Annotated in this window: 13 protein-coding genes; 8 read left to right on the top strand and 5 right to left on the bottom strand. The window is 69.2% G+C overall.

The features are described from left to right. Both U5A56_RS26625 and U5A56_RS26620 read right to left on the bottom strand, forming a co-directional pair. Entirely contained in the window at window positions 1–3,048 is a 3,048-nt protein-coding gene (locus U5A56_RS26625) for a DUF802 domain-containing protein (protein WP_321925405.1), read from the bottom strand. A 10-nt stretch (window positions 3,049–3,058) separates the two neighbouring features. After that, window positions 3,059–3,808: a DUF3348 domain-containing protein gene (locus tag U5A56_RS26620; protein WP_321925403.1), complete on the bottom strand. Its 750-nt coding sequence runs from the start codon at window positions 3,806–3,808 to the stop codon at window positions 3,059–3,061. Between the two features lie 494 nt (window positions 3,809–4,302). Between U5A56_RS26620 and U5A56_RS26615 the strand changes: the two genes are divergently transcribed. Continuing rightward, window positions 4,303–5,514 carry a hypothetical protein gene (locus U5A56_RS26615; protein WP_124522063.1) on the top strand — a complete coding sequence of 404 codons (1,212 nt, stop codon included), beginning with the start codon at window positions 4,303–4,305 and terminating at the stop codon, window positions 5,512–5,514. Window positions 5,515–5,722: 208 nt separating this feature from the next. Here the strand turns inward: U5A56_RS26615 and U5A56_RS26610 are convergent, their stop codons facing one another. Further along, window positions 5,723–6,361, bottom strand: coding sequence for a LysE family translocator (locus tag U5A56_RS26610; protein ID WP_321796578.1), 639 nt, complete (start codon window positions 6,359–6,361; stop codon window positions 5,723–5,725). Between the two features lie 179 nt (window positions 6,362–6,540). On the opposite strand from U5A56_RS26610, the gene U5A56_RS26605 reads away from it, so the two are divergent. The 7 genes from U5A56_RS26605 to U5A56_RS26575 all read left to right on the top strand — a co-directional run bounded on the left by U5A56_RS26605 (window position 6,541) and on the right by U5A56_RS26575 (window position 15,344). Continuing rightward, window positions 6,541–7,005 (top strand): GNAT family N-acetyltransferase, encoded by a 465-nt coding sequence (locus U5A56_RS26605; protein ID WP_321925400.1) that lies wholly within the window; start codon window positions 6,541–6,543, stop codon window positions 7,003–7,005. After that, the gene (locus tag U5A56_RS26600) at window positions 7,005–7,580 is read left to right on the top strand and encodes a hypothetical protein (RefSeq protein WP_321925398.1); all 576 of its coding nucleotides are present in this window, start codon (window positions 7,005–7,007) and stop codon (window positions 7,578–7,580) included. Before U5A56_RS26605 ends, U5A56_RS26600 begins: the two co-directional genes overlap by 1 nt. A 227-nt stretch (window positions 7,581–7,807) precedes the next feature. Beyond that, the gene (locus U5A56_RS26595; protein WP_321925396.1) at window positions 7,808–9,184 is read left to right on the top strand and encodes an FAD-containing oxidoreductase; all 1,377 of its coding nucleotides are present in this window, start codon (window positions 7,808–7,810) and stop codon (window positions 9,182–9,184) included. A 202-nt stretch (window positions 9,185–9,386) separates the two neighbouring features. Next, on the top strand, window positions 9,387–10,616 hold the full coding sequence (locus tag U5A56_RS26590; RefSeq protein ID WP_321925394.1) for a cyanate transporter: 1,230 nt from the start codon (window positions 9,387–9,389) through the stop codon (window positions 10,614–10,616). Window positions 10,617–10,766: 150 nt separating this feature from the next. Continuing rightward, window positions 10,767–11,537 carry an ABC transporter substrate-binding protein gene (locus U5A56_RS26585; protein ID WP_257770880.1) on the top strand — a complete coding sequence of 257 codons (771 nt, stop codon included), beginning with the start codon at window positions 10,767–10,769 and terminating at the stop codon, window positions 11,535–11,537. A gap of 311 nt (window positions 11,538–11,848) precedes the next feature. Continuing rightward, the gene (locus U5A56_RS26580) at window positions 11,849–13,348 is read left to right on the top strand and encodes an alkaline phosphatase family protein (protein ID WP_321925392.1); all 1,500 of its coding nucleotides are present in this window, start codon (window positions 11,849–11,851) and stop codon (window positions 13,346–13,348) included. Window positions 13,349–13,781: 433 nt separating this feature from the next. Beyond that, window positions 13,782–15,344 carry a methyl-accepting chemotaxis protein gene (locus U5A56_RS26575; RefSeq protein WP_044845338.1) on the top strand — a complete coding sequence of 521 codons (1,563 nt, stop codon included), beginning with the start codon at window positions 13,782–13,784 and terminating at the stop codon, window positions 15,342–15,344. Window positions 15,345–15,451: 107 nt separating this feature from the next. On the opposite strand, the gene U5A56_RS26570 is transcribed toward U5A56_RS26575, so the two are convergent. After that, complete coding sequence (locus U5A56_RS26570) at window positions 15,452–15,835, bottom strand: hypothetical protein (RefSeq protein WP_124522053.1); 384 nt, start codon at window positions 15,833–15,835, stop codon at window positions 15,452–15,454. Between the two features lie 131 nt (window positions 15,836–15,966). Continuing rightward, window positions 15,967–17,451, bottom strand: a complete 1,485-nt coding sequence (locus U5A56_RS26565; protein ID WP_321925388.1) for an amidohydrolase family protein — start codon at window positions 17,449–17,451, stop codon at window positions 15,967–15,969. Window positions 17,452–17,466: the final 15 nt, after the last annotated feature.

Raw genomic sequence — 17,466 nt, 5'->3', positions numbered from 1 at the left:
TTACGCTCCGACCGATGCCCGCCGACCGGCGATCTGCTGCAGGTCCTCGACGATCTGCTTCTGCGACATCATGCTCAGGTCGATCACCTCGCGCGCCTGCGCGACGTAGTACTCGAGCTGCTCGTCGCTGCGCGCGAGCGATTTCTCGAGCGCGGCCTCGACGCGTTGCAGGTGGTTCAGCAGCTTGTCGTTCGACTCGCCGAACGCCTGCACGGCCGCACCGAACGCATCGCCGAGGCTCGCGACCTCGACGGCGCCCGCCGTGACCTGCGCGGCAACCGAATCGAGCTTGCGCGTTTCGGCATCGACGGTGTCGTTGAAGCGCGCGCCGACGCGCTCGAGCAGGTCGGCCGACGTGCTGACGAGCGCGTCGATCGCGGTGCGCTGTTCGGTCGACGCGTGATTGACCGCGCCGAGCAGCGTCTCGAGCGTCGCGAGCAGGCGGCTGCGCTCCTCGAGCATCGCGGTGTCGCGCACCATGCTGTCGGACAGGCGCTGGCGCAATTCGGCGACGACGTCGGCCGCGGCCTTCGGCGCTTCCGATGCGGCCTGCACGAGGCGCGAGATTTCGTTGATCGTGTCGCTTGCATGCACCTGCGCCTGCGCGGTGATGTCGTTCGCGGTGCGGGTCAGCGTGTCGCAGATGTCCTGCTGGCGCGTCGCGGCCTGCGCGCTCGTCTGCGCCCATTCGTCGCGCAGCGCGGCGGCCATCGCGGCGAGCGAGTCGTTCCATGCGGACAGGCGTTCTTCGTCGCGCGCGGCCAGTTGCGTTTGCAGGCCGGCGTGCGAATCGCGGATCGTCGACAGCAGGTCGTTCGAGCGTTGTTCGAACGTAGACGCTTGTGCCGCGAGATCGCGCGTCGTTTGTGCGAGTGCGTCGCAGATTTCCTGCTGACGGCCCGCGCTGTGCACGCCCGCGCGCTGCCACTCGTCGCCGAGCTTCGTCGCCATCGCGGCCAGCGAGTCGTTCCATGCGGACAGACGTTCCTCGTCGCGTGCCGCGAGTTGCGTCTGCAAGCCCGTATGCGAATCGCGGATCGTCGACAACAGGTCGTTCGAACGTTGCTCGAACGTCGCTGCTTGTGCGGTCAGATCGCGCGTCGTTTGTGCGAGTGCGTCGCAGATTTCCTGCTGACGGCCCGCACTGTGGACGCCCGCGCGCTGCCACTCGTCGCCGAGCTTTGCAGCCATCGCGGCGAGCGAGTCGTTCCATGCGGACAGACGTTCCTCGTCGCGCGCGGCCAGTTGCGTTTGCAGCCCCGTGTGCGAATCGCGGATCGTCGACAGCAGATCGTTCGAACGTTGTTCGAACGTAGACGCCTGTGCCGCGAGATCGCGCGTCGTTTGCGCCAGCGCATCGCAGATTTCCTGCTGACGGCCCGCGCTGTGCACGCCGGCACGCTGCCATTCGTCGCCGAGCTTCGTCGCCATTGCGACGAGCGAGTCGTTCCATGCGGACAGACGTTCCTCGTCGCGTGCCGCGAGTTGCGTTTGCAGCCCCGTGTGCGAGTCGCGGATCGTCGACAGCAAATCGTTCGAACGTTGTTCGAACGTAGACGCCTGTGCCGCGAGATCGCGCGTCGTTTGCGCCAGCGCATCGCAGATTTCCTGCTGACGGCCCGCGCTGTGCGCGCCCGCGCGCTGCCATTCGTCGCCGAGCTTCGCGGCCATCGCCGTCAGCGACGCATTCCACGCCGCCAGGCGTTCCTCGTCGCGCGCGGCCAGTTGCGTCTGCAGCCCCGCATGCGACTCGCGCATCGCGGCGAGCGCCGCGCCGGAATGCCGCTCGAAGGTCGCGGCAGCTTCGCCGAGCGCCTGCGCATGCTGGCCGGCCAGCGTCGCGCCGACCTGCTCCTGGCGCGCGAGCGCATCGCGCCACGCGTCGGACAGCCGGCTTTCGGTCGATTCGAGGCGCGTCGCGACGCCGTCGAGCAGGTCCGTCGACCGCTGCGCGAAGGTGTCGGTGAACTGGCCGAGCGTCGTCTGCAATTGCTGCGCGACGGCGTCGCCCGCGCGGCGCTGCTCGTCGAGCGCGCGGTTCCAGACGGCCGTCACGTTCCCGGTGGTCTTCTCGAAACCGTCGGTCAGCCCGTCGAGCTGACGCTGCACGGCGCCCGTCACGGTGTCGCGCAGCGCGGCCATCTCCTGCGCGAGCCCCGTCATCGTCGCCGCGACGACCGGCTGCAGCGCGGCACCGGCCACCCGTGCGCTTTCGGCGGCGCTTTCCTTCAGCGCATCGCCGACGTTCGACGCCAGGCCCGCATACGCGCGCTCGGTCCGATCGAAGAACGCCTGCTGGCTTTCGATCTGGCGATCGTGCAGCGCGACGCTGCGCGCCTCGAGCGTCGTCATCATCGTCTGCAGCCGGTCGACCAGGGCCGGCATCACGTCGGCCTGGCGCTGCAGCAGCCGGAAGGATTCGTCGCGCTGGTGTGCGGACGAATGCACGCGCAGCGTCGTCGCGATCTTCGCGTCGAGTTGCTGGCCCGCGTCGAGCCGTTCGCGGCGCACGAGCGCGGACAGGAGGCCGAGCATCGCCGACGTCGCGACGCCCGCGATCGACGTGCCGAACGCGAAGCCGAGGCCCTTCACCGGCGCGATCAGCGACGCGCGGATCGCGTCGAGGTCGGTCGCACTTTCGAGCGCGGCGCCCGTGCCCTTCAGCGTGACGACCATCCCGAGCAGCGTGCCGAGCATGCCGAGCAGCACGAGCAGGCCGACGAGATACGGCGTCAGCGACGGGCCCGGCAGCGCGACGCGCGCGCCTTCGACGCGCGCCCGCACGGCGCCGCGCAGGCCCGCGGGCAGCGTGTCGAGCCAGGTGTCGAGCTGCGCCGGCGGTTCGGTGAGCCCGGCCACCGCGCGCGACAGCGTGGTGGTCGCCTGCCGGTAGCGCCACAGTTCCCACGCGCCGGCGACGTAGCATGCGCCGATCAGCAGCGTGACGGCCGTCGCGAGCGGGTTCGACGCGACATAGCCAACGCCGATCCAGCACACTGCGAGCAGGCCGGCGATGAAGACAACGAGATCAAGACGAATTCTGGACATAGCGTAGGGATTAGCAGGTACGAAGGGCCGCGAGCAGCCCGTCTACCGTTTGAAACCGGACTTCGAGTTCGGCGAGCAGGATGCTTTGCATCTCGTTGCGGAACGTGTCGAGCCACGTGCCGGGCACGATCGCCGCGACGGGCGGAGCGTCGCCGTCGGGATCGGCAGCGGCCGCCGCTTGCGCGTCGGCCAGCGCCTGCCGTTCCGCGTCGCGCAGCCGCTCGAAGCGCGTGCCGAGCAGCGCGGGCACGGCGGACAGCAGGCTGCGCTCGCGCGCGCCGAGCACGCGCTCCATGATCGCGTCGAGCGCCGCGAGCCGCGCCATCCCGGACGCGCGCGCGGCCAGCGCGACCCGCAGGCGGCCGCGCAACTGGCCGATCGCCGTTTCCATTTCCTGCTGCAGGGACAGACAGCTCTGGCGGAAATCCGCGAAGTCCGCCGTGTCGGCGGGCGGCGGCGGCATTTCGCCGGGGCGCCGCCGCGTACGCGGACGGTGGGCGGCCGTGATCGCCTGCGCGAGGTCGTGACGCACGCGCGCGCAGTCGCGCTCGGCGTCGTAACCGCGCACGCCGGCCGCGACGCCGGGCGGGCTCGCATTCAGCGCGGACGACAGCGTGATCGCGTCGGTCCAGCCGAGCCACTGGCTCAGGCGGTCCGACAGCGTCTGCCGGGATTCCGCGACGTCGGCATCGGTCAGGCGCGCGAGCAGCCGGACGAGCGTCGGGCCGCTCAGTGCCGGGCGCGGGGGTGCTTGCACCATGCTGCAAACCGTCAAAAAAGGCAGCAGTTTACACGTCGTCGGGAGGTCGGCCGCCAGAATCGGGGAAGCGGCCCGGCACGGCACGCCGCGCAACCGGCGCGAACGCCCGCCGTACAAGGCTCGCGGGGCGGTTGTCGGGGTTTTCGCCAGAGCCGGCGTGGGTCAGGCGACGAGTCGGGCCGCGTTCCAGAGCCGGAGCGGGCCGGCGCGGGCCGGTTCGGGGTTCGGGGCTCGGTGCTCTCGCCTGTGCATCAACAAACGTTCACCCACACGCGTTTCCATCACGGACGTGCGGTACCATCGCGACACCCGCCACGCGAATCGCGTCCGACGCGGGCCCGCGCCGCCATGCAGCCGGCGCGCGGGCCGCCACCGGCCGCATTCCGGGTATCCGGCCGATATCGGCGGGTCGCAGCGCGCGCCCCCGGGAGACGGGTGGCGCCGCCCATGACAACGAGAGATCAATAACAGACGGGCCCGCCCGACCGCATACGATGATTTCCGACTTCGTCGCGCGCCTGCGCGAGCGCTTCAGCAAACCGCCCAGCCGGCAGGACTTCGCCGAACGCCTGATCGCCGCGCTGCGCGCGACCGGCGACACGCGCGAGTGGCTTCACGAGCACGACAAGGGCCGTCTCGTGCAAGCCGATGCCCCGTCGAACATCATCAACCTCCACAACCTGTTCCGCGATTACGCGGACGCGAAGCCCACCGAGCGCGAAGCGACGCTGCTGCGCCAGGCGAACGCGATGATGCAGCACGAGATTCCGGCGAACTTCGCGGACGTGCGCGCGCGGCTGCGCCCCGTGATCCGCAGCGCGACCGAGCGCGGCACGGTCGCACTGCAGCTCGCCGGACAGCCCGAAGCGTCGGAGGTGGCGTTCCGGCCACTGTGCGAGAACCTCGAGATCGGCATCGCGTACGACGGCGAATTCAGCGTCGCGCGGCTGACGAGCGCGCGGCTCGCCGAATGGGGCGTCAGCTTCGACGCCGCCTGCGACATCGCGATCGACAACCTGCGCGGCGCGTCGTCGGCACCGTGGGTCGCGTTGCGCGACGGCGTGTTCCTGTCGCAGTTCGGCGACTACTACGACGCGTCGCGGCTGCTGCTGACCGACCTGCTGCATCGCCAGCCGATCTCCGGCGCGCCGGTGGTGATGGCGCCGAACCGGGCCGTGCTGCTGCTCACCGGCGACCGCAACACGGCCGGGCTCGCGACGATGGTCGAACTCGCCGAACACGCGCGCGCGCAGCCGCGTCCGCTGCCGCCGCTGATGCTGCGCTGGGACGGCGCCGCATGGCGGAACTTCATCCCGGCAGGACTGGAGGCGAAGCTGCACGCGCTGCGCGTGGACGAACTCGCCGGCGACTACCAGGATCAGCGCACGCAGCTGGACGACCTGCACAAGCGGGACGGCACCGACATCTTCGTGGCGACCTACACCGTGTATCGGCGGCAGAACGGCGAGCTGTTCAGTGTCAGCGTGTGGAGCGACGGCGTGCCGACGCTGCTGCCCGAGACCGACATCGTCGTGCTCTACCGGGAAGCGACGCGGCAGTCGGCGCACGTGCCGATGGCCGCGCTGCGGGACGCGTGCGGCGACCTGATGACGGCCACCGCGCACCGGCCGGTGCGGTATGAAGTGAAGGCGTTTCCGGACGAGGCGCGGTTCGCGGCACTGCTGGAGCGGTTTCCGGCGGTGTGACGCGCGCTCGCGCTGGCGGATTGGGCGGATGGGCGGATGGGCGGATGGGCGGATGGGGCGGATGGGCTGATGGACGGGGCGGACGGGGCGGATGGGCCCAAAAGAATCGCCCGACTTGGACCGTCCCGCCACCGGACGGACTGACCGGCCGCACCGGCATGCCCGTCGGGAATGAAACGGCGGTGCGCGCGAGTGGCACCGCCTGCCGTCAGATCCCCGCTTTCGGCGCGTTCAGGATCAGCCGCAGGCCGAGCAGCGTGATCGCGCCGGCCGCGACGCGGTCGACCCACTTCTTCGCGCGCAGGTAGAGTTCGCGCGGCCGGCGAGTCGAGAAGCACAGCGCGACGATCGTGTACCAGCCGAATTCGACGCCGAACACGAGCGGCGGCAGCGCCAGGTAGCACCACAGCGGCGGATGCTGCGGCAACAGCGCCGCGAAGATGCTGCCGTACCAGATCGCCGTCTTCGGATTGCTCAGCTGGGTCGTGAGGCCGGTCCAGAACGACTTGCGCGCGCTGCCGGCGACGACGGCCTGCGAGTCGTCCATCGCGATCGGCCGATCGGCGCCGCGCCAGATCTTCGACGCCATGTAGATCAGGTATGCGCCGCCGGCCACCTTGAGCCCGACGTACAGCCATTCGACCGCCTGCAGCAGCGTGTAGAGCCCGGCCAGCGCGACGCCGCCGAACGCGATCCCGCCGACGCCCATGCCGAGCGCGGTCGCGAGCCCGTCGCGGCGCGACAGCCCGATCGAATTGCGCGCGACCAGCACGAAACTCGGTCCCGGAATCATTGCGCCAAGCCACAGCGCGGCCAGAATGGCGAGTACGGCAGCCGATGCAGTCATCGAAGTCTCCTTGGTCGACGGCGCCGAAACACCGGTGCCTGCGTGTCGCGTCGAGAATCGAGTCGCATCGCATCGATCAGCCGACGCTGAAGCCGACGATTCTGGCACGCTTCGCCGCCCGCCGAAAGCGCCCGCGCGCTGCTATGCTGGCTGCCGTTCCCGCCCTCGCGCCCCGCCCCATGATCGAGATCCGCGCCGCCCGCTATCCCGACGATGCCGCCGTCGTCGAAGCGATCTTCCGCGAATACATCGCAAGCCCCACCGTCAGCCTCGCGTTCCAGGACTACGAGCCGGAGCTCGCCGCGCTGCCGGGCAAATACGCCGCCCCGCGCGGGCAACTGCTGCTCGCATGGCACGGCGCGCGCGCGGTCGGCTGCGCGGCGTTTCGCGAAATCGACGCGACGACGTGCGAGATGAAGCGCGTGTACGTGCGCCCAGACGCGCGCGGGCTGAACGCCGGCCGCCAGCTCGTCGAACGGCTGCTGCGCGACGCGAAGGCGGCCGGCTATGCGCGGATGTGCCTCGACGTGCTGCCCGAGTTCGTCGCCGCAAGGCAACTGTATGGTTCGCTCGGCTTCACGCCCGCGCCACCGGTCGCGTTCAATCCGGTGCCGGGCACCGAGTTCCTCGGGCGGGATCTGTGATGAGCGCCACCGCACGCTGCGCCCTGGTTGCGCTGCTCGCCGCGCTGTCGTCCGGCGCACGCGCCGGCGGCCTGCCGCCATCGGTCGCGACGCAACTGCCGTCCGGCTACCGGCCGCTCGTCGCGCAGGAAGGGCCGGACCTCGGCAACGGACGGCGCAGCTTGCTCGTCGTCGTGCATCGCGAAGCCGATACGCGCGCGCAGCCGTCGCCGCGCCCGCTGCTGATCTTCGAGGAGCAGGCCGATCGCGCATACCGGCTCGCCGCGCGCAACGACCACATCGTCCTGCGCGCGAACGAAGGCGGCCAGTGCGATCCGTTCGATCCTGAAGACACCGCCGACAGCGGCCTCGCGGTGAAAGGCCGCTATTTCACCGTGCAGAACTTCGTCGCCTGCGGGCAACACTGGAGCGACTTCGTGACGTTCCGCTACGACCCGCGCACCCGCGGCTGGCTGTTCTCCAGCGAGATCTACACCGAATCGTTTCCGCTCGACGACCAGCCCGACCAAGTCACCGTCACGCGCGCCGATGCGCACCGGCCGGTGTCGTTCGGCCAATGGCGGCGCAAGGACTGAACTCTCGTGCAAGGCACGCCTGCACGGGCGAGGCCGCACCGCGGCCGGGCGTGAGGCGGCCCCGCCGGCCATCCTGAACCGGGTTGCGCCGCGCGCGCATCCGTACGACTCGCCTCCCCCCGCCAACCGGTCTACCATAGGCGCTCGTCGTCGTTCGGGCGCGCGCCGGCGCGGCATGCGGCTTGCGCGTGGTCCCTTCCCACGTTGCACCAGCGCAGGAGGACGTCATGACGCAACACTTCGATGCGATCGTCATCGGCACGGGCCAGGCCGGGCCGCCGCTCGCCGCGCGGCTCGCTGGCGCCGGCATGAAAGTCGCGATCGTCGAACGCGGCCGCTTCGGCGGCACCTGCGTGAACACCGGCTGCATCCCGACCAAGACGCTGATCGCAAGCGCGTATGCGGCGCAACTCGCGCGGCGCGCGGAAGAATACGGCGTGTCGGTCGGCCCCGTCAGCGTCGACATGAAGGCCGTGAAGGCGCGCAAGGACCGGATCTCCGGCCGCTCGAACCACAACGTCGAGCAATGGGTGCGCGGGCTCGACCACACGACGGTGTTTCAGGGTCATGCCCGATTCGAGCGGCCCGATGCGGTGCGCGTGGGCGACGACGTGCTCGAGGCCGAACGCATCTTCATCAACGTCGGCGGACGCGCGCAGATCCCGCCGATGCCGGGCCTCGACTCGGTGCCCTATCTGACCAACTCGACGATGATGGACGTCGACTTCCTGCCGGAGCATCTCGTGATCATCGGCGGCAGCTACGTCGGGCTCGAATTCGGCCAGATGTATCGCCGCTTCGGCTCGAAGGTCACGATCGTCGAGAAAGGCGCGCGCCTGATCCATCGCGAGGACGAGGACGTGTCGCAGGCCGTGCGCGAGATTCTCGAGAACGAAGGCATCGACGTGCAGCTCGACGCGAACTGCCTGAGCGCACGGCGCGACGGCGACGGCGTCGCGGTCGGCCTCGACTGCACCGACGGCCGCCGCGAGGTCGCGGGCTCGCACCTGCTGCTCGCGGTCGGCCGGGTGCCGAACACCGACGATCTCGGGCTCGAGCGGGCCGGCGTCGCGACCGACGCGCGCGGCTACATCACGGTCGACGACCAGCTGCGCACCAGCGTGCCCGGCATCTGGGCGCTCGGCGACTGCAACGGGCGCGGCGCATTCACGCATACCGCGTACAACGACTACGAGATCGTCGCGGCCAACCTGCTCGACAACGATCCGCGCAAGGTGTCCGACCGCATCAACGCGTACGCGATGTACATCGATCCGCCGCTCGCCCGCATCGGCATGACGCTCGCGGAAGCAAAGCAGACCGGCCGCCGGCTGCTGGTCGGCACGCGGCCGATGACGCGCGTCGGCCGTGCGGTGGAAAAAGGCGAGAGCCTGGGTTACATGAAGGTGATCGTCGACGCGGACAGCCATGCGATTCTCGGCGCGTCGATCCTCGGCGTGACCGGCGACGAGGTCGTGCACGGCATGCTCGACGTGATGGCCGCCGGCGCGCCGTACACGACGATCAGCCGCACGATGCACATCCACCCGACCGTGTCGGAGCTCGTGCCGACCTTGCTGCAGGATCTGCATCCGGTCGAATGAAGGATCGCGGAAACGGGCGTGCATCCTGCGCGCCCGTCATGCACGCGCGCTGCACATTGCCCATCCGGCCCCGTCACGCGGCGCCGCGCCATCGCAAACCGCACTGATTGCCAGTCGAATATTTAATTTTCACCTGGACGAGCGCGCCTTTACCCTTTCGGCATCGCATCACAGGGCCACCGGCCCCCTCTGGAGCATTCCGATGACCGACCCCGGCACCGCGCAAGCCGTTTCCCGCCCGCATGCGGCTTCCGTGTCCTATGGCGCGCTCGCGCTGCTGGTGCTGGCCGGGCTCAACCTGCGTCCGTTCCTGACCGCGTTCGGCCCCGTGCTCGACCTCGTGCGTGCCGACACGGGCCTCGGTTTCCGCGCGGCGGCGCTGCTGACCACGCTGCCGTTCGTGCTGATGGGTGTCGTCGCCGGCATCGGCGTCGGGCTCGCGCGGCGCGTCGGCGAGCAGCGCGCGCTGCTCGCCGCGCTGGCGTTGATCGCCGCGGGTTGTACCGCGCGCCTGTGGAGCGACGGCAGCACCGGACTGGCCGTCACGGCAATCGTCGCGGGTGCGGGCGTCGCCGTGGTGCAGTCGCTCGCGCCGGGCCTCGCCAAGCGCTGGTTCGTCGACCGGCTGCCGCTCGCGATGGGCCTCTATTCGGCCGCGCTGGTCGGCGGCGGTGCGTTCGGCGCGGTCGCGAGTCCGTGGCTCGCCGCGCACGGCGGCTGGCATCTGTCGCTCGCCGTGTGGGCCGTGCCCGCGCTCGTCACGCTCGCGCTGTGGCGCGCGAAGGCGCCGCGCGACGCGCTGCATGCGGCGGCCGCATCGGCGCCCGTCGCCGCGTTCGTACGCATTCCGCGCGCATGGCAACTCGCGCTGTTCTTCGGCCTCAGCAACAGCGGCTATGCGAGCCTCGTCGCGTGGCTGCCCGCGTTTTATCGCAGCGTCGGCATGAACCCGCAGGCGAGCGGCAACCTGCTCGCGTGGATGGCGCTGTTCCAGGCGGCCGGCGCGCTCGCGATGCCGATGTTCGCGAAACGTTCGCACGATCGCCGCCCGGTGCTGTGGCTCACGCTCGCGCTGCAGACGGCCGGCTTCGCCGGCTTCGCGACGATGCCCGCGCTCGCGCCGTGGGTGTGGGTCGCGAGCGTCGGCATCGGGCTCGGCGGCTTCTTCTCGATGAGCCTGATCGTCACGCTCGATCACCTGCCCGATGCGCGGCTCGCGGGTGCGCTCGCCGCGTTCGTGCAGGGCGTCGGCTTCCTGACGGTCGCCGCGAGCCCGTGGTTGATCGGCTGGCTGCGCGACGCCGGCGGCGGCTTCGCGATCGCGTGGTGGATGCATCTCGGCGTGATCGCGTCGATGGCCGCGCTGAACGCCACGTTCTCGCCCGCCGGCTACCGGCGCAGCATGGCGCGCGTCACCGGCGCCGCGCGCTGACACCGCACCACCGGATTCCCTGATCCGGACGATCGCCGGCCGCTTGCGGCGCTCGTCCAGCCGCCCGCGCATGGCCGGGCGCGGGCCGTCACGCCCATCGGCCGCCATTCGCTTCACCCCAGAACGACATCAATCGGTAAGGAGACAATCATGAAAAAGCTCGTCATCGCCGTCGCGCTCGCGCTGACGGCCGGCGCCGCCGCCGCGAAAGACCCGGCCGTCCTGCGCCTCGGCGTCGATCCCAGCTACGCGCCGTTCGAATCGCTCGCACCCGACGGCACGCTCGTCGGCTTCGACATCGATCTCGGCAACGCGATCTGCGAACGCATGAAGGTGCGCTGCGTGTGGGTCGAGAACGCCTTCGACGGGATGATCCCGGCGCTGAAGGCGCGCAAGTTCGACGGCGTGCTGTCGTCGATGAGCGTGACCGAGAAGCGCCTCGCGCAGATCGCGTTCACCGACAAGATCAACAACGTGCCGCCGCGCCTCGTCGCGCGACGCGGCGCGAACCTGCAGCCGACGGCCGAGTCGCTGGCCGGCAAGAGCGTCGGCGTCGAACAGGGGTCGACGCAGGAGACCTATGCGCGCACGTACTGGGAACCGAAGGGCGTGATCGTGCGCACGTACCAGACGCAGGACCTCGTCTATCAGGATTTGATTTCCGGTCGTCTCGACGCGTCGCTGCAATCATCGGTACAGGCCGATCTCGGCTTCCTGAAGACCGCGAAGGGCGCGAACTTCGCGTTCGCGGGGCCGCCGCTGCATGATCCGAAGACGCTCGGCGTCGGTTCGGCGATCGGCGTGCGCAAGGACGACGACGCGCTGCGCACGCAGATCAACCAGGCGCTCGCCAGCCTGATCCAGGACGGCACGTATCAACGGATCGCGAAGAAGTATTTCTCGTTCGATATCTACAACTGACAGACTCGGCCGGTTGCGGCCGGTGGCCGAAAGGGGCGGCGCATGCGAGTGCGACGCCCCTTTCTTCTTTTCCGGAACCGGTTCGTCGACTCCTTTCGACCCACGCCCGGTGCAATGGCATCGACCCATCGTCTGACGACGGCTTCGCTATTCGCAATCACCGACGAAGTGCCATCTGTTCAGCGACAGGCACGAAGCTTGCGCCTTGCGCCCGCTCGCCTGTTCGAACGGCGAGCGCGCGTCGCTTCGCGGCTGCCGCGATGCGCGATCGGCTGGCCAGCGCCGCATTCAATAACGAAGGAGACGTTGTCATGGACGAGACGAATGCATATCGCCGCTACGATCGCCGCCGCTTTCTCGCCGGCGTTGCCGCGGTGGCCGGCAGTGTCGCACTGCCGGGTTGCGGCGGCGGAGGGGACGGCATATCGGCCGTGGACGGCAATGCGCGCGCCCCATCGATCGGCGACACGCCGTCGCCGAACGGCGGCAATCGCTACAGCCTGCCGCGTCCGGCGTTGCCCGATCCGGCGAGTTCCGGCATCGATCACATCGTGCTGGTCACGATGGAAAATCGATCGTTCGACCATTTCATGAGCTGGGTGCCGGGTGCCGAGGGGATGCCCGCCAATCGGCAGTTCAGGGACGCGTTCGGCGGGACCAACGCACCGTTTCCGCTGTCGGCCAATCCCGCCTACGGCTATCAGGCATGCGCGTACCACGACCCGAACCACACCTACCAGGGCGCGCGCACGCAACTGGCTGCGGGCGAGATGAACGGCTGGCTCCTGACGCCTGGAACGAGCCTGACCCAGGGCGACCTGCTGCCCATCGGCTATTACACGTCGGCCGACCTGCCGTTCTTCAGCGCGGCGGCAAGCAGCTACACCATCGGCGACTTCTACTTCAGCGGCGTGCTGACCAATACGTTTCCGAATCGCCTCTACCTGCACAGCGGCGCCACCGACCGCCTCACCGATACCCCCGACAATTCGTCGCTGCGCACGATCTGGGACAACCTGAGCGACGCCAGCATCGGTTGCAGTTACTACTACCACGACGTGCCGTTCACCGCGCTGTATGGCACGCGCTATCTCGGCATCTCGCATGTGTTCGCGGATTTCCTGTCGAGCGCGGCGGCGGGAACGCTGCCGCCGTTCTGCATGGTCGACCCGGTTTTCGCGGGCGAGTTGCAAGGTGCGTCCGCGGACGACCATCCGCATGCGGACATCCGCGACGGGCAGGCGTTTCTCAACCAGGTGTACGACGCGCTGCGCACGAGTCCCACCTGGAACCGCACGCTGATGATCGTCGTCTATGACGAGTGGGGCGGTTTTCTCGAGCACGTGGTGCCGCCGATCCGGCCGATCAGCAACAACGAGCTCGCGCTCGGCAACGACGGCAAGCTCGGCTTTCGCGTGCCGCTCGCCCTGCTCGGCCCGCGCGTGCGGGCAGGCGCGGTGACGCGCTACCCGTTCGACCCGAGCTCGATTCACGCGCTGCTGCAATGGCGTTTCGGGTTGAAACCGCTCGGCGTGCGCGGCAGCGATCCGGCGACCTTCAATCTCGCTTACGCGCTCGATTTCAACGACGCGCCGCGCACGGACGCTCCGGCGTTCACGGTCCCGCAAGGTCCGTTCGGCGGAACGTGTCCGGGGACGACCGCGCCGTCGTCGCCCGGTTCGGTTACCGGCGTGGATCCGTCTCAAATGGCGGCCAATCCGGCGGCCAATCCCGCAACCAATCCGGCGGTCGACCGCTTCGCCGAGTTGCGCGCGAAGGCCGCGGCACTGGGGTTCAGGACCGGAGGCTGACGGCCGCATGGAGGCGGCGGTCGACACACGATACGGCGACAGGCGAGCGATGGCCGGGGATCCGTAGGGCAACACCCGGCAGTTCGCCACGCATCAGCGCGATCGGTCGATCGCCGAGATCCGGTCGCGACTGGGTGATGGCAACTAGCAGATGGCCGGGGCCACGGACGATTCGGGTGCATCCCGAGCGGCGCATGCGACGTGGCCTCGACGATCGGCATGGCGTGCTTCACGAGCGCGCATCCTCTTCCGCCCCCGCTGTCGCAATCATTCAGATTCGCGTCGCGTGCAGATAAAACCCCCTCGCCCGGCCCGCCGTTAACCCGTTCGCAGTCCCGGCGCCCCGCCTTGCAACGCGGCGCCCGTCGTCGTTCGTGATCCGGAATCCATATCCGCCGTCGGCCGCCCGTCGGGCCGCCGGCAAGGGAACGTCATGCGAAAACTCACCATCCGCGGCGGCCTCGTCGCGACCGTCGCCGGTTATACGGCGCTGCTCGTACTCGTCGTCGGCGCGTGCATCGCCGCGCTCTACGCCGGCAACGGCTCGCTCGAAGCGATGTACCGCGACGACACCGCGTCGCTGCTGCACCTGAAAACCAGCTCGGAGCGCATGCTCGTGCTGCGCGAACGCGTCAGCGACGTCGCGCAGATCATCAGCGCCGGCCAGCCCGCGAAGGCGGAAATCGCGCAGCTCCACACGCTCCTCAAGCAGAGCGACGACGAACTGGACGCGTACTCGCGGCTGCATGCGCGCGATGCCGACGAGCAGGCCTTGTTCGATACGCTGCAGCAGCGCCGTCGCACCTTGCTCGATCAGGTTTTCCTGAAAGCGATGTCGCAACTCGACCACGACAACGCCTTCGACTTCCTCGACACGCACCGCACCGCGCCGCCGGCCCTCTTCACTGCCTACCAGGAAGCGATCGATGCGCTCGAATCGTTCCAGGTCGCGCGCCAGAAGGCGCGCTACGACGCGGCCGGGGAACGCTTCCACCGGATCGTGTGGGCCATGGCGGCGGTCGCCGCCTTCGCGCTGGTCGTCGGCTTCCTGGCGCAGCGCGTGCTCGCGAAGGCGATCATCGCGCCGATCCATCTCGCCGTCGCGCATTTCGACAGGATCTCGAAAGGCGACCTGACCGGCGCGGTCGTCATTCCGGGCGAAAACGAAATGGCGTATCTGTTGAGTGCATTGAAGCGCATGCAGGACGGCCTCGTCGAAACCGTGAGCCAGGTGCGCGCGAGCACCGAGACGATCGTCGGCGACGTGCGCACGATCGCGAGCGGCAACGTCGACCTGTCCGCGCGCACCGAGCAGCAGTCCGTCTCGCTGCAGCAAGCCGCGGCGAGCGTGGAGCAGCTGACGGCAACCGTACGCCAGAACGCGGACAACGCACGCGATGCGCGCACTTACGCCGAGGGTGCGGCCGGCATCGCGGCAAAAGGCGGAGACGCGATGCAGCGCGTCGTCGAGACGATGTCGGCGATCTCGCACAGCTCCGCGCGGATTTCCGGCATCGTCGGCGTGATCGAAAGCATCGCATTCCAGACCAACATCCTCGCGTTGAACGCCGCCGTCGAAGCGGCGCGCGCGGGCGAACAGGGGCGCGGTTTCGCCGTCGTCGCGACCGAGGTGCGCGGGCTCGCACAGCGCTGCGCATCGGCGGCGAAGGAGATTCGCGAACTCATCGGCAATTCCGCGCAGCGCGTCGAAGACGGCAGCGGCCTCGTCGCACTCGCCGGGTCGGCGATGACCGAGCTCGTCGTCGCGGTCGAGCGCGTGAACGCGATCATGGGCGAAACGAGCATCGCCTTCGACGAGCAGTCCGCCGGCATCGAGCAGGTGAATGCCGCGGTCATCCAGATGGAGCAGACGATGCAGCGCAATGCTGCGCTGGTCGAGGAAGCGGCCGCCGCGGCGTTGTCGCTCGAGGATCAGGGCGCGCGGCTCAGCGATGCCGTCGCGCAATTCCGTCTGCGAGAAGCGGCGGCGGCGTGATGTAACGGCCCGTGGCGGGCTGGCCGGCCCGTCACGCCACCCGGGCCGCAGCCCGGTGTCGTGACGGGAAACAGGTGGATCGCCGGTGTGCGGTGTGCTGTGTGTGACTAGACCGCCCGCTCCAGCAGGTCGGTTGCGAACGACTTCGCATGCTCGACAGCCTCCTGCGCATCGGGGAATACACCGAGCTGCTCCCAGTGCTCTTCGGCCGCGTAGGTTCCCCTCACCGCCAGCGCCCGCTGAACGCGCAACTGCGCCGCGTATTTACCGTCGTCCAGTGGCCGGGCCGTCGCGACGACCTTGTGCGGCGGGCTCGCTCGCTCCGGCTGAACCAGTTCGACGGAGCCACCGGCCGTGCCGATCGCCATCAACTCGTTCCTGGCCTTGCAGTCCGGGCAGTAGAAGCACCATCCCGCATCATCCTGGCGAGACTTGACCTGCCCGCGCGCCAGCACGGCACGACATTCAACGTTTTCGCAGATGAACGGCATAGCTGTCTCCGAAGTTGTTTGAGAGAAATCCTAGCATGTCCGTCGGCGGCGAAACCAGAAAAAAAGCCGGCCCCGAAAGGACCGGCCTCGCCGACATCGCACCGCGCAAATGCCTGCCCGCGCGGCCTCGCTCAGTAGTGACTGCGCCCCCACAGCGTCTTCGGTTCGTCGAGCAGGCGACGCAACCCGCTGCGCTCGATCATCGTCTCCGCGACTTCCATCACGCGCTCGAGAATCGCGTTCTCGTCGACCGACAGCACGCGCCGATCCTCCATCAGCACGCGGCCGCCGACCATCGTCATGCACACGTCGGCCGCGTTCGCGAAACACGTAACGCGATACACCGGCATGTTCATCGGCATCATGTGCGGGCGAAACAGGTCGACGAGGATGAGGTCGGCGAGCTTGCCGGCTTCGAGCGAGCCGATCTCGTGATCGAGCGACAGCGCCTTCGCCGCGTCGATCGTCACCATCTCCAGCACCTTGCCGTGCGGCAGCACGTCGGGGTCGCGGAAGTGGCGGCGATGGTAGTGCATGCACTGCCACATGTGACGGAACATGTCGTAGCCGCGATCGGGCGCCGCGCCGTCCGACGCGATCGCGACCGTCACGCCCGCATCGATCAGCTCGGGCACCGGGCAGCGGCCGATGATCGACATGATCGCGCTCGGGTTGTGGACGATCGCGGTGCCGGTTTCCACGCACGCGGCGATGTCGGCGTCGGTCAGGTCGATGCTGTGCGACATGAACGACGTCGGGCCGAGCAGCCCGAGCTCGCGATGCGCGAACGCGAGCGTGCCGGCGCGGTGCCCGTCCTGCGTGAACGTCAGGCCGCGCTCGCGCGCAAGCGCGCCGTAGCGTGCGGCCTGATCGCGGAAATCCCGCTCGTACTGCGCGAGTTCCGGGTCATGCTCGGGACCGTATACCGGCAGCGTGATCGCGATCCGGATCCGCCCGTCGGCGTCGCCGTGGCATTCGTCGACGATGCGTTCGCACACGTCGTACATCGTGTCGAAATCGATGTCGCGCGTGTCGCCGCCGTCCGGCGCGTGGCGCGTGTATGCACGCGGCGCGGGCGGGCGCGACGGGCCGACGGCCACGATCGAGCGCGTGCCGGTGCGCACGACGGCATCGCAATGACGCCGCGCGTAGACGGGATCGTCGACGCGCATGATCGAGTTGCCGCCGCCGAGCAGCGACACGCCCGTCGTCACGCCGGCCTTCAGCCGTTCGAGCGCCGCGAGATGCGATTCGGTTTCCCAGAACGCCTCGTCCGACGCGCGCGTATAGATCGTCTCGGCCGCGGCCGACCACGCATCGCCGTCCGCGCCGCCGATCGTGCGCAGCATCGCGTGGCCCGCGTGCGCATGCGCATCGATCAGGCCCGGCAGCACGGCCTTGCGGCGTGCGTCGATCGTGCGCGCGGCACGGAAGCGCGCCTGCAATTCGGCGGTATCGCCGACGGCGACGATGCGATCGCCCGTCACGGCAACCGCGCCGTTCTCGATCACGCGCCGCTGCGGGTCCATCGTGATCACGCAGCCGTTCGCGATCAGGGTGTCGATCGCTTCACGCCGGTCGTCGGCCTGGTCGTCGGCCTTGTTCTCGGTCGTCATCGTTTCGGTGTCCTG

This window comes from Burkholderia sp. BCC1998 (assembly GCF_905339875.1).
Taxonomy (GTDB): domain Bacteria; phylum Pseudomonadota; class Gammaproteobacteria; order Burkholderiales; family Burkholderiaceae; genus Burkholderia.
Note: the sequence above shows the minus strand (reverse complement) of the source record. Positions and strands in the feature narration are given on the sequence as shown.